Consider the following 11,827-nt stretch of genomic DNA (forward strand, 5'->3'; position numbering starts at 1 on the left):
CCTTTTCACCCTTGCTCCCGGGGCCGGCATGGCTAGGATGCGCGCCGGCCAAAGGGAGACAGAAATCATGATGCCATCGGCGCGTTTCGCCGACCTCGACGGCGCCTCGGTGTTGATCACCGGCGGCGGTTCCGGCATCGGCGCGGCGCTGACCGAGGGCTTCATGCGGCAAGGCGCCAAGGTCGCCTTCATCGACATCGCCGACAAGCCCAGCACGGCGCTGGCCGACCGTCTGGAAAGGGAGCTTGGCCGGCGTCCGCTCTATCTCAAGACCGATCTGCGCGACGTCGAGGCGCTGCGCGCCGCGGCAGCGAAGGCGGCGAAAGCGCATGGCGATGTCACGGCGCTGGTCAACAACGCCGCGCTCGACGATCGCCATGAGGTGAAGGATGTCACGGTCGAGTTCTGGGACAACAACCTGGCCATCAACCTGCGGCCGCATTTCTTCACCGCCCAGGCGGTGGCGCCGGGCATGAAGCGCGCCGGCCGCGGCTCGATCATCAATTTCAGCTCCACGTCCTACCTCATCAACCATCCCGACCTGCCGGCTTATACCGCCGCCAAGGCCGGTATCCTCGGCCTCACCAAAGGTCTTGCCGGCAAGCTCGGCGCCGACGGCATCCGCGTCAACGCGGTTGCGCCCGGCTGGGTGATCACCGAACGCCAGCGCGAGCTTTGGGTCACCGAGCAGGCGCTTGACGCCCATGTCGCCAAGCAATGCATCAAGCAGCCCATGCAGCCCGACGACATTGTCGGTACGGTGCTGTTCCTGGCGTCGGACGCCTCGCGCATGCTGACCGCGCAAATGCTGATCGTCGACGGAGGCGTGCTGTGAGCGGCGCGCCTGCGGTCGCCGCCCTCGACTGGGGCACGACCAGGCTCAGGGCCTGGCTGCTTGACGGCGCGGGTCAGGTGCTCGCCGAGCGGCGCGGCGACGACGGCCTGATCACCGCGCGCGAAAAGGGTTTTGCGACGGTGCTGGAAGGCCATCTCGCCGCCATGGGCGCGCCGGAGTCCCTGCCGGTCATCATCTGCGGCATGGCGGGTTCCCGCCAGGGCTGGATCGAGGCGCCATACGTCACCGTGCCTGCCCCGATCGGCGCCATCTTGGCAGGCGCCGCCCGCATCGAAGGCGAGCGCCGCGACATCCGTATCGTGCCCGGCCTCGCCCAGCGCCTCGCCGACGCGCCGGATGTCATGCGCGGCGAGGAAACGCAGCTTGCCGGCGCGAGTCTGCCGCCAACGGGGCGCCACATCGTCTGCATGCCGGGCACCCATTCCAAATGGGTCGTGGCCGAGGACGGCGCGGTCGCCGGCTTCGGCACCTGGCCGACCGGCGAGTTGTTTTCGGTATTGGCCGCGCATTCGATCCTGAAACATTCGCTGGGCGAACATCCGGCACCAGTCACGGCGGATGGTCCGTTCTTCCGTCAGTGGTGCGAGCGGGCGCTGGGCGAAGGCGGCGACGTTACCTCAAAGCTGTTTGCGATCCGCGCCGCCGGGCTGCTGCAAGATTTGAAATCCGACGAGGCGGCGGCGTGCCTGTCCGGGCTGTTGATCGGCGGCGAGATCGCTTCGGCGAAGCGGCGCTACGGCATCAGTGGAGCGCCCGTCGTGCTGATCGCTTCCGGCGCGCTGGCTTCGCTCTATGGCGCCGCTCTTGGCTTCGCCGGTCTTGCTTTTCGGATCGTCGATGCGGATGAAGCGGTGCGCGCCGGTCTTGTCGAAGCCGCGCGCGAGAACCGCATGATCGGAGGCGACGCGTGACGCAGACAGCACCCTTTCCGAAATTGAAACGCGGGCTGGTCGCCATCCTGCGTGGCCTCAAGCCGACCGAGGCGATCTCAATAGGCCAGGCGGTCTTCGACGCTGGCATCGAGGCGATCGAGGTGCCGCTCAATTCGCCGGAACCGTTTTCGTCGATCACCAGGATCGCGGAAGTCCTCCCCGAAACCGCGCTGGTCGGCGCCGGCACGGTGCTGACGGCGGCCGATGTCAATGCCTTGCATAAGGCCGGCGGCCGGCTGCTGGTCAGCCCCAACATCGATGCCGATGTCATGGGCCGCGCCATGAAGTATGGCATGGTGACGATGCCGGGCGTGTTCACGCCCACCGAGGCCTTCCAGGCGATCAGGCTCGGTGCTTCGGCGCTTAAATTCTTCCCGGCAAGCGTGCTCGGCGCCGGCGGCATTTCGGCGATCCGCGCCGTGCTGCCGGCAACGGCGCTGATCGGCGCAGTCGGCGGCGTTTCGGACAAGGATTTTGCCGGCTACAAAGCCGTCGGCGTCAGCGTCTTCGGCTTGGGGTCGAGCCTTTATAAGCCAGGCGCCAGCGTCGATGAAGTGGCTGAGCGCGCCCGTGCCGCGGTCGCGGCCTGGGACGAAGCCTTCGGAGGGATTTGATGGACAGCGTTTCGGTCTTCAGCGATCACATTTGCCAGTTGGGGGAGGGACCGAGCTACGATCCCGGCACCGAGACACTGTTCTGGTTCGACATCGTCAATGGCAAGCTTCTGGAAAAGCCGCTCGACGGCGCGCTGAAAATCCATGATCTCGGCGTGATGGCCAGCGCCATCGCCGTCATCGACGATGCCCGCCAGCTGATCGCCACCGAGATTGGCCTGCAGGTCCGCGATGTGGCAACCGGCAAGTTAACGCTGCACACGCCGATAGAAGCCGACAATCCGCTGACCCGCTCCAACGATTCCCGCGTCCATCCCTGCGGCGCGTTGTGGACCGGCACGATGGGCAAGGACGAGGGCAAGGGCGCCGGCGCGATCTACTGGTTCTTCAAGGGCGAGCTTCGCCGGCTGTTCTCCGACATTACCGTGTCCAACTCGATCTGCTTTTCCGACGACGGGACGATCGCCTACTACACCGACACCGCGACCGGGCTTCTGATGCGCGTCGCTTGCGATCCGGCGACCGGCCTGCCGACGGGCGAGCCGAACGTCTTCGTCGATCATCGTTCGCAAAGAGGCTATGTCGACGGCTCGGTCGTCGACCGCGACGGGGTGCTGTGGAACGCCGTCTGGGGCGGCAAGGCGGTGAAGGCGTATTCGCCGGACGGCATGCTGCTGCGCGAAATCCCGATGCCGGTAACGCAGCCTTCCTGCCCCGCCTTTGTCGGGCCGAACGCCGACCGCCTTGCGGTGACATCGGCCTGGAAAGGCAAGGACGACAAGCAGCGCAAGCTCGATCCTCAGGCCGGCATGACCTTCCTGCTCGACATTCCGGTCCGGGGCCGCTTCGAGCCGCGCGTGCTGATCGCCTGAGCGGCTTGCGCATTATCGCTCGCTCAGGTCGGTTTCCTGAAAGCCGATTGCAACCGCCATGCGATGGTAGCACCTGACTCTTCTGGGAGCTTCCATGCCGAGCAACGGCCCGACGCTGATCCTTGTCCACGAGCCGGAGAAGGCTTGCTTCGACCGGCTGGTCGCCGACGGCTACCCGACGGAACGCGCAACCGAGATCTCGTCCTATCTGGCGCAGTCGACCGACCTCGCGCCCGAATTCGGCCAGCTCGCCGCCGCTTGCGAAACGCGCGGCCTCACCTTGATGGCCGTCGAGCTGGACGACGCCGCGACCGTCTTGGCGAATGCCGATCCCGTCAAAACCCTGGTCTGGACGCTGACCGACGGCATCGCCTATTTCCGCGGCGGCGCTTCGCCTGCGCTGGCAAGGCTGAACGGACTGAAGACGATCGGCGCCCACGATTCGCTGTTCGCGCTCTGCCAGGACAAGTTCCGCTCCGGCGCCGTGCTCGGCGCGCTTGGCCTGCCGGTGCCGCCGGCCGGGCTGGCCCGCAATGGGAAATGGCTGGTCGAGCCACCGTCCTCGCCCGCCGGCTGGTTCGTCAAACCCAACCGGCTCGGCGCCAAGATCGGGATCTGGCCGGATTCGCGCATCACCGAACTTGGTCATGCACAGGAGCTCAGCCGGCGTGTCTTTGACCATTATCGCGACGATGTCGTCGTCCAGCCTTATGTCGCCGGCCGCAATGTGCGGGCAAGCTTCCTCGGTATGAGGCCGGATACCGGCGTCGAGGCGCTCGGCATCGCCTTCGTCGAGTCCGGCGGCGACTTCCAGACCATGGCCGACTCCATGGCGCTCTACGGCGATAGCGGCCAGGCCGCCAGGGACGCAGGCACCTATGCCGAGCCGGAGCTCGAGCAGGTCGCCGCCCGCCAGCCGGCGGCCGATCGCGCTATCCGCGCCATCGCGCAGGAGCTGATCGCCGGGCTTGGCCTGAAGGACGTCTTCTCGGTCGACTTCAGGGTCGAAGCCGACGACACCGTCCATCTCATCGAGTTCGAAGTCTGTCCCGGCCTGCCCTGCTTCGATTTCCGCGACTATTGCCGCAGGCAATGGAGCATGAGCCTGGCGGATGCGATGGCGGAGACGGCGACCAGCCGGCTGAGGGCATAAGCTTAGGGATTGCACCGGCCTGCGGCTGCGGAGCGGCTTTGAGACGCCGGCGAAGGATCGCTGCAAATCTCTATTCTGCGCCACCGCCTTCCTTGACGATGTCAAGGCAGAACGATTCAGACGATCAAACGCCCTCGACCAGCACGATCTCGCCGTCGGCCACTTTCTGGCGAATGGCGACGGCGCGCTGATATTCCGGCGAGTGGTAGCAGTCATGTGCGGCGGCAAGCGAATCGAACTCGATGATCACATTGCGCGCGCGGCCGGGCCCCTCGGCCTTCTCATGCTCGCCGCCGCGCGCCAGGAATTTCGCGCCGAAGCGCTCGAAAGCCGGTTTGGCGGCGGCGACATAGTCCTTGTAGCCTTCCGGGTCGCGCACATCGACGCGGGCAACCCAATATCCCTTTGGCATCATTTTCTCCTGTTTCGGTTCGCAAACCGGATCGGCCTTATGCCGAGCACATTTCGGCCAAGATAGCCTCGGCCGCCGCCCGCCGATCCGGCGCCTTGACGATCGGCCGGCCGACGACAAGGTGGCTGGAGCCGTTGCGGATCGCCTGCGCCGGCGTCACCACACGCTTCTGGTCGCCATGGTCGCTGCCGCTCGGCCGTATACCCGGCGTGACCACGGCCATGTCGGGACCGACGATCCGGCGCACGGCTTCGGCCTCCTCGGCCGAGCAGACGATGCCGCCCATGCCGGCATGCAGCGCCTGTTCGGCGCGCCTCAGCACCAGCGTGTGCGGATCGTGTTCATAGCCGGCATCGATCATGTCCTGCTCGTCCATCGAGGTCAGCACGGTCACCGCGAGCAGGCAGAGATCGCTGCCTTTGGCTGCTTCCACCGCCGCCTGCATAGCCTTGGGATAGGCATGCAGTGTCAGCATCGAGACCCCCATCCTGACGATATTCTCGACCCCCTTGGCCACCGTGTTGTCGATGTCGAGCAGCTTCATGTCGAGGAAGACCTTGGTGCCGCCGCTGGCGAGCTCGCGCGCGAAATCGAGCCCGCCGGCGAAGGCGAGCTGATAGCCGATCTTGTAGAAAGAGACGCTGCCTTCGAGCGCGCGCACCGTCTTTTCGGCTTCCTTCAGCGTCGGCACGTCGAGGCCGACGATCAGCCTGTCGCGCATGGTCTCGACCGGATGCATCAGACCTCGATCCTCACGGACAGCATGCGCGAGGTTTCGATCAGTGTACGGCATAGGCGCTCCATCGATTGGTGCAGTCTGGCGTCGCGGAATTGTCCGTCCTCGGCGAAGGCTTCATCGGCGCCGGAAACCGAGCATTCCGGCGTGATCACTTCCATCTGGCAGCGCACCAGCACCGCGCGCAGATGGTTGATGCAGCGTATGCCGGCAAACTTGCCCTCGGAGGAGGAGCAGAGCGCGACGGGCTTGCCGTAAAGCGGCCTGAACGAGCGGCTGCCGTCGCGCCGGAGCCGGCTCACCCAGTCGATCGAATTCTTCAAGAGCGGCGGGATCGAGCCGTTGTATTCAGGCGTCGCGATCAGCAGCCCGTCATGGGCGGATATCTGATGGCCGAGCTTCACGGCATTCTCGGGAATGCCTTTGTCCTTCTCAAGATCCTCGTCCATGATCGGCAGCGGATAGTCGCCGAGCGAAATGCGGGTCACCTCCGCACCCTGCATGGCGAGTTCCTTTTGCGCGACATCGGCCGTCCGGCCGCTGAAAGCGCCGGTGCGGATCGAGCCTGCGAAAACGAGGATTCTTGGGATTACTGCCATCGGCCACCTGTCGAACGACGTATAGGCCGAAGAGCGATCAATCCCCAAGCGCTTTCGATGGCCAAGCGCTTTCGGTCAACATGCCTCGCGTCGGTAGATCCACAGCTGCGTAGGCGGAATGTTGCGGATGATGAAATCGAAATGCTTGACCGTGTAGTCGCCGCGGCCGGGCGGGATCGGCGACAGCGGGCCGTAGGTCAGCTGCACGATCGGCCGGCCGACGGGAATGCGGTCGAGCAGGCTTTCGATGTAGGCGATGCGCTGGGCGACTGGGAAATTGAGCAGCGGCACGCCGGAGACGACCGAATCGAACACCAAGTCGCGCTTGTCGCCGAGTGTTGCGTCGAGGTTGAAGGCGTCGCCCTCGATGACGTTGACGCGCGGATAGAGCCGGCGCAGATGGCGCACGAAGTCGGTCGAGTATTCGATCGCGTAGAGGTTCTCCGGCTTCACGCCCTGGGCGAGGATGGCGCGGGTGATGACGCCGGTGCCGGGGCCGACCTCCAGCACCGGCAGGCCCGATTTCGGGTTGACGATCGAGGCCATCTTGCGGGCGGTCACGGAACTGGTGGGAACGATCGAGCCGACAGCTTTCGGCTTGTCGATCCAGCCTTTGAAGAACTTCAGCTCGTCGTCGAATTTTTCCGCCAGCGCTTTGCGCAACCCGGGACCACGTGCCATGCGAGCTCTCCTCAACGCTCCCCGACCCGGTACTTAGCAGCTAGGTGGAACAAGGCAAGGCAAGATCTGGCATAAGATGTTGATGACGCTGAGGCAGCGCGTCAACCCCTGTCGCACCCCACTCAGGGCTCGCCGAAGGATTCGAAAAAGTCCTTCATGCGGGCGAAGAAGCCGCTCGACTGGGGCGAATTGTCCTTCGAGGAGAGCTGCTCGAACTCTTCCAGGAGCTCGCGCTGGCGCCGCGACAGGTTCTGCGGCGTCTCGACCGCCGTCTGGATGTAGAGATCGCCGACATTGAGCTGCCGCAGCACCGGCATGCCCTTGCCCTTCAGCCGGAACTGGCGGCCGTTCTGGGTGCCTTCCGGCACTTTCACCTTGGTCTGAGTGCCGTCGAGCGTGGTGACCTCGAACGAGCCGCCGAGGGCGGCGGTCGTCATCGAGATCGGCACCTTGCAGTAGAGGTCGGCGCCGTCGCGCTGGAAGAATTCGTGCGGCTTGACGGCAAGGAAGATGTAGAGGTCGCCCGATGGGCCGCCGCGCAGGCCGGCCTCGCCCTCATTGGCAAGCCGGATGCGAGTTCCGTCCTCGATGCCGGCCGGGATGTTGACCGACAGCGAACGCTCCTCGGTGACGCGGCCCTGGCCGGCGCATTTCGGGCAGGGGTCTTTGATCGTCTGGCCGCGCCCCTGGCATTGCGGGCAGGTGCGCTCGATCGAGAAGAAGCCTTGCGTTGCCCGCACCTTGCCATGGCCGTGGCACATCGCGCAGGTGACCGGCTGCGTGCCGGGCTTGGCGCCGCTGCCGGAGCATTCCGAACAGGAAATCGATGCCGGCACGCGGATCTGCGCCGTCTTGCCCAAAAACGCCTCTTCCAGCGAGATTTCCATGTTGTAGCGCAGGTCGGCCCCGCGCTCGCGGCCGCCCGACGAGCGGCGCTGGCGGCCACCCATCATGTCGCCGAAAATGTCTTCGAAGATGTCGGCGAAGCCGCCGGCGCCGAAGCCGTGCGCTGCGCCGTTCATGCCGCCCTGCTCGAAGGCGGCGTGGCCGAAACGGTCATAGGCCGCGCGCTTCTGCGGGTCCTTCAGCGTCTCGTAGGCTTCGTTGATTTCCTTGAACTTGTGCTCGCAGGCATGGTCGCCGGGGTTGCGGTCGGGATGGAACTGCATGGCGAGTTTGCGGAAAGCGCTCTTCAGCTCCTTGTCGTCGGCGCCTTTTTGCACGCCCAGCGTTTCGTAGAAATCAGCTTTCATTTTTTCCCGCTGTCCGGATGCTCAATGTCTTCAAGCATTGTCGCGTCGTCGCCGGCACGTTGTTCGATTTAGGAGCGATGTTGCCCGGATGCCAGAGCCGAGCCGTGCTCACCGGTGTTTTTCCGTCAATTTTTGGGCCAGGTCCGCACTTTTTCGGTGAAGGTTGCAAAAAAGCCCGGCCTTGCGCCGGGCTTTTCGCATTATGTGGCCGTCAGCCGGCTCAGGCCGACTTCTTCTTGTCGTCGTCTTCGTCGATTTCCTCGAAGTCGGCGTCGACCACGTCCGAATCCTTGGCGGCGTCCGCCTTGGCGTCGGCTTCGGCCGCTTCCTTCTGCGAGGCCTCGTACATGGCCTGGCCAAGCTTCATCGAAGCTTCGGCGAGCGACTGCGACTTGGCCTCGATATCGGCCACGTCATCGCCTTCAGCTGCGGACTTCAGCGCCGCAATCGCGTCGGCGATCGCGGTGCGGTCGGCCTCCGAGACCTTGTCGCCATAGTCCTTCAGCGACTTCTCGGACGAATGCACCAGCGATTCGGCCTGGTTGCGGGCCTCGACGAGGGCGCGGCGCTTCTTGTCGGCCTCGGCATTTGCCTCGGCGTCCTTCACCATCTTCTCGATGTCGGCATCGGACAGACCACCCGAAGCCTGGATGCGGATCTGGTGCTCCTTGCCGGTGCCCTTGTCCTTGGCCGAGACGTTGACGATGCCGTTGGCGTCGATGTCGAAGGTGACCTCGATCTGCGGCACGCCGCGCGGAGCCGGCGGAATGCCGACCAGATCGAACTGGCCGAGCAGCTTGTTGTCGGCCGCCATCTCGCGCTCGCCCTGGAAGACGCGGATGGTCACCGCCGACTGCGAATCCTCGGCCGTCGAGAACACCTGGCTCTTCTTAGTCGGGATCGTGGTGTTGCGTTCGATCAGCCTGGTGAAAACGCCGCCCAGCGTCTCGATGCCGAGCGACAGCGGCGTCACGTCGAGCAACAGCACGTCCTTCACGTCGCCCTGCAGCACGCCGGCCTGGATGGCGGCGCCGAGCGCGACCACCTCATCCGGGTTGACGCCCTTGTGCGGCTCCTTGCCGAAGAACTGCTTCACGATCTCCTGGATCTTGGGCATGCGGGTCATGCCGCCGACCAGCACCACTTCGTCGATCTCGCCCGCCTTCAGGCCGGCATCCTTGAGCGCCGCCTTGCAGGGGTCGATGGTGCGCTGCACGAGGTCCTCGACCAGGCTCTCGAACTTCGCCCGGGTGAGCTTCATCGTCAGGTGCTTCGGCCCGCTGGCGTCGGCAGTGATGAAGGGCAGGTTGATCTCGGTCTGCGTCGTCGACGACAGCTCGATCTTGGCCTTCTCGGCCGCTTCCCTCAGGCGCTGCAGGGCGAGCTTGTCGGCCTTGAGGTCGATGCCTTGCTCCTTCTTGAACTCGGCCGCCAGGTACTCGACCAGGCGCATGTCGAAGTCCTCGCCGCCGAGGAAGGTGTCGCCGTTGGTCGACTTCACCTCGAAGACGCCGTCGCCGATCTCGAGCACCGAAATGTCGAACGTGCCGCCGCCAAGGTCATAGACGGCAATGGTCTTGCCGTCCTTCTTCTCCAGACCATAGGCAAGTGCGGCAGCCGTCGGCTCGTTGATGATGCGCAGCACTTCGAGGCCGGCGATCTTGCCGGCGTCCTTGGTCGCCTGGCGCTGGGCATCGTTGAAATAGGCCGGAACGGTGATGACCGCTTTCTCGACCTTCTCGCCGAGATAGGCTTCAGCCGTTTCCTTCATCTTCTGCAGGATCATGGCCGAGATCTGGCTGGGCGAAAGCTTCTTGCCGCCGGCCTCGACCCAGGCATCGCCATTGTCGCCCTTGACGATCTTATAGGGGACAAGCTTCTTGTCCTTCTCCGTCACCGGATCGTCATAGCGGCGGCCGATCAGGCGCTTGACCGCGAAGATGGTGTTTTCAGGATTGGTGACCGCCTGGCGCTTGGCCGGCTGGCCGACGAGGCGTTCGCCATCGCTGTTGATGGCGACGATGGAAGGGGTCGTGCGCGCGCCTTCCGCATTCTCGATAACCTTGGGCTCCTTGCCGTCCATGATGGCGATGCAGGAGTTGGTGGTTCCGAGGTCGATACCGATTACTTTTGCCATTGTTCTAGTCTCTCCTCTAAGCAGGCTCTCAGGACCCTGAATAAGGCGTTCCGACGAAAGCCCCTGTTCACAAGAAATTCCGCCACGGTCCCCGGGTTTTCAAGGCCGGGCGGTTGGCGCGTATATAAGAACAGGCGGCACGAGGCGCAAGCATCCTGCGCAACGCATCCACCAAGCCGATCCCCTGCCGGGAACGGTGCTAAATCGCCAATTTTGCGGCCGATTTGCCGCCCGATACGCCCGGACCGAGGTAAATCCGGCGCGGGCAAAAACGTCGCAGTCGCCATGATCCGGGCGTGAATGCCTGCGAACGGAGTTCCGTGGAGCTTCAGAAAGATGTGTTTTCCGCGATCGCTTGCGCCCCCCGGTCGACAGGCGGCCAGCGGTCAGGCGGCTTGCGACATCGATCTGCGCACGTCCGCGAGGATCTCGAAGGAGCGCACCCGCGCGGTGTGGTCGAACATCTGCGCCGTCACCATCAATTCGTCGGCGCCGGTGCGGCGCACGAAGGCGTCGATGCCCTGGCGGACCGTCTCCGGCGCGCCGACGACGGCACAGGACAGCGCCTGGGCCAGCATGGATCTGGCGACGGGATCAAGGTCGCGGTCGTAGTTTTCGACCGGCGGCGGCAGCTGGCCGGGCCGGCCGCTGCGCAGGTTGACGAAGGCCTGCTGCAGCGAGGTGAACAAAAGCTTCGCCTCGGCATCGGTGGGTGCCGCAAAGACATTGAGGCCGAGCATCACATAAGGCTTGTCGAGCTGCGCCGACGGCTGGAAGCGAGTGCGATAGACCTCCAGCGCGTGGTCGAGTTCGGCCGGCGCGAAATGCGAGGCGAAAGCATAGGGCAGCCCAAGCAGCGCCGCGAGCTGCGCGCCATAGAGGCTGGAGCCAAGGATCCAGACCGGCACGTCCTGGCCTTCGCCCGGCACCGCGCGGATGCGCTGACCTTCCTCGGCCGGCTGGAAATAGCCCATCAGCTCGACCACGTCCTGGGGGAAGTTGTCGCTGGCCTCCAGGTTGCGGCGAAGCGCCCGCGCCGTCATCATATCGGTGCCTGGCGCGCGACCGAGGCCGAGATCGATGCGGCCGGGGAAAAGTGCTGCCAGCGTGCCGAACTGCTCGGCAATCATCAGCGGCGCATGGTTGGGCAGCATGATGCCACCGGCGCCGACGCGGATAGTCTTGGTGCCGCCGGCGATATGGGCGATGACAACCGACGTCGCGGCACTGGCAATGCCCGGCATGTTGTGGTGCTCGGCGAGCCAGTAGCGCTTGTAGCCAAGCCGCTCGGCATGGCAGGCAAGGTCGAGCGAATTGGCCAGCGACCGCGAGGCATCGCTGCCTTGCGTGATCGGCGACAGGTCGAGAACCGAAAGGGCCGTCATTGGTCAGGTCTCCACGATTTGCTTCTGCCGCAACCGGGCCTCGAATTCGGCGCGGTCGGGAATGACGATGGCGAACTGGCCCTCCAGCACGTCGGCGAGTTCGGTCGCCGAGGCGATTTCCCGCTGCTCGCTGCGGCCGCCGAGATGGTGGATAGACAGGCGGTTGTTGCGCAGCGCGAGACCGAAGTCATTCATGC

Annotated in this window: 13 protein-coding genes; 5 read left to right on the forward strand and 8 right to left on the reverse strand. The window is 64.9% G+C overall.

Annotated features, from left to right (window positions below; all coding sequences use genetic code 11):
• Positions 1–67: 67 nt before the first annotated feature.
• From CK222_RS00075 to CK222_RS00095, 5 genes are all read left to right on the forward strand, one after another.
• Positions 68–835 carry an SDR family oxidoreductase gene (locus CK222_RS00075; protein WP_095799432.1) on the forward strand — a complete coding sequence of 256 codons (768 nt, stop codon included), beginning with the start codon at positions 68–70 and terminating at the stop codon, positions 833–835.
• Positions 832–1,767 carry a 2-dehydro-3-deoxygalactonokinase gene (locus CK222_RS00080; protein WP_095798999.1) on the forward strand — a complete coding sequence of 312 codons (936 nt, stop codon included), beginning with the start codon at positions 832–834 and terminating at the stop codon, positions 1,765–1,767. The genes CK222_RS00075 and CK222_RS00080 overlap by 4 nt, the downstream gene beginning before the upstream one ends.
• Positions 1,764–2,402 carry a 2-dehydro-3-deoxy-6-phosphogalactonate aldolase gene (locus CK222_RS00085; RefSeq protein ID WP_095799000.1) on the forward strand — a complete coding sequence of 213 codons (639 nt, stop codon included), beginning with the start codon at positions 1,764–1,766 and terminating at the stop codon, positions 2,400–2,402. Before CK222_RS00080 ends, CK222_RS00085 begins: the two co-directional genes overlap by 4 nt.
• Positions 2,402–3,274 carry an SMP-30/gluconolactonase/LRE family protein gene (locus CK222_RS00090; protein WP_176477539.1) on the forward strand — a complete coding sequence of 291 codons (873 nt, stop codon included), beginning with the start codon at positions 2,402–2,404 and terminating at the stop codon, positions 3,272–3,274. Before CK222_RS00085 ends, CK222_RS00090 begins: the two co-directional genes overlap by 1 nt.
• A 94-nt stretch (positions 3,275–3,368) precedes the next feature.
• Positions 3,369–4,427, forward strand: coding sequence for a D-alanine:D-lactate ligase-like protein (locus CK222_RS00095; protein WP_095799002.1), 1,059 nt, complete (start codon positions 3,369–3,371; stop codon positions 4,425–4,427).
• Between the two features lie 124 nt (positions 4,428–4,551).
• Here the strand turns inward: CK222_RS00095 and CK222_RS00100 are convergent, their stop codons facing one another.
• The 8 genes from CK222_RS00100 to CK222_RS00135 all read right to left on the reverse strand — a co-directional run bounded on the left by CK222_RS00100 (position 4,552) and on the right by CK222_RS00135 (position 11,825).
• Positions 4,552–4,839, reverse strand: coding sequence for a DUF1330 domain-containing protein (locus CK222_RS00100; RefSeq protein WP_067324640.1), 288 nt, complete (start codon positions 4,837–4,839; stop codon positions 4,552–4,554).
• Between the two features lie 37 nt (positions 4,840–4,876).
• Positions 4,877–5,578 carry an orotidine-5'-phosphate decarboxylase gene (gene pyrF, locus CK222_RS00105; protein ID WP_095799003.1) on the reverse strand — a complete coding sequence of 234 codons (702 nt, stop codon included), beginning with the start codon at positions 5,576–5,578 and terminating at the stop codon, positions 4,877–4,879.
• Positions 5,578–6,174: an NADPH-dependent FMN reductase gene (locus CK222_RS00110; protein ID WP_067323746.1), complete on the reverse strand. Its 597-nt coding sequence runs from the start codon at positions 6,172–6,174 to the stop codon at positions 5,578–5,580. Before CK222_RS00110 ends, pyrF begins: the two co-directional genes overlap by 1 nt.
• Before the next feature lie 75 nt (positions 6,175–6,249).
• Entirely contained in the window at positions 6,250–6,855 is a 606-nt protein-coding gene (gene pmtA / locus CK222_RS00115; protein ID WP_095799004.1) for a phospholipid N-methyltransferase PmtA, read from the reverse strand.
• Positions 6,856–6,977: 122 nt separating this feature from the next.
• Complete coding sequence (gene dnaJ, locus CK222_RS00120) at positions 6,978–8,108, reverse strand: molecular chaperone DnaJ (RefSeq protein WP_095799005.1); 1,131 nt, start codon at positions 8,106–8,108, stop codon at positions 6,978–6,980.
• A 220-nt stretch (positions 8,109–8,328) separates the two neighbouring features.
• Positions 8,329–10,245 (reverse strand): molecular chaperone DnaK, encoded by a 1,917-nt coding sequence (gene dnaK, locus CK222_RS00125; protein WP_095799006.1) that lies wholly within the window; start codon positions 10,243–10,245, stop codon positions 8,329–8,331.
• Between the two features lie 386 nt (positions 10,246–10,631).
• Entirely contained in the window at positions 10,632–11,630 is a 999-nt protein-coding gene (locus CK222_RS00130) for an LLM class flavin-dependent oxidoreductase (RefSeq protein ID WP_067323751.1), read from the reverse strand.
• 3 nt (positions 11,631–11,633) lie between these two features.
• Positions 11,634–11,825 carry a hypothetical protein gene (locus tag CK222_RS00135; protein WP_245322439.1) on the reverse strand — a complete coding sequence of 64 codons (192 nt, stop codon included), beginning with the start codon at positions 11,823–11,825 and terminating at the stop codon, positions 11,634–11,636.
• Positions 11,826–11,827 lie beyond the last annotated feature (2 nt).

It is taken from the genome of Mesorhizobium sp. WSM3866 (assembly GCF_002294795.1).
Classification (GTDB): Bacteria; Pseudomonadota; Alphaproteobacteria; order Rhizobiales; family Rhizobiaceae; genus Mesorhizobium.

Bases quoted from the DNA above. Each gene is read 5' to 3' on its own strand.
- CK222_RS00110 (WP_067323746.1), bottom strand. From the start codon at position 6,174: ATGGCAGTAATCCCAAGAATCCTCGTTTTCGCAGGCTCGATCCGCACC.
- pmtA (WP_095799004.1), bottom strand. From the start codon at position 6,855: ATGGCACGTGGTCCCGGGTTGCGCAAAGCGCTGGCGGAAAAATTCGAC.
- CK222_RS00100 (WP_067324640.1), bottom strand. From the start codon at position 4,839: ATGCCAAAGGGATATTGGGTTGCCCGCGTCGATGTGCGCGACCCGGAA.
- CK222_RS00090 (WP_176477539.1), top strand. From the start codon at position 2,402: ATGGACAGCGTTTCGGTCTTCAGCGATCACATTTGCCAGTTGGGGGAG.
- CK222_RS00135 (WP_245322439.1), bottom strand. From the start codon at position 11,825: ATGAATGACTTCGGTCTCGCGCTGCGCAACAACCGCCTGTCTATCCAC.
- dnaJ (WP_095799005.1), bottom strand. From the start codon at position 8,108: ATGAAAGCTGATTTCTACGAAACGCTGGGCGTGCAAAAAGGCGCCGAC.
- pyrF (WP_095799003.1), bottom strand. From the start codon at position 5,578: ATGCATCCGGTCGAGACCATGCGCGACAGGCTGATCGTCGGCCTCGAC.
- CK222_RS00130 (WP_067323751.1), bottom strand. From the start codon at position 11,630: ATGACGGCCCTTTCGGTTCTCGACCTGTCGCCGATCACGCAAGGCAGC.
- CK222_RS00075 (WP_095799432.1), top strand. From the start codon at position 68: ATGATGCCATCGGCGCGTTTCGCCGACCTCGACGGCGCCTCGGTGTTG.
- CK222_RS00095 (WP_095799002.1), top strand. From the start codon at position 3,369: ATGCCGAGCAACGGCCCGACGCTGATCCTTGTCCACGAGCCGGAGAAG.
- dnaK (WP_095799006.1), bottom strand. From the start codon at position 10,245: ATGGCAAAAGTAATCGGTATCGACCTCGGAACCACCAACTCCTGCATC.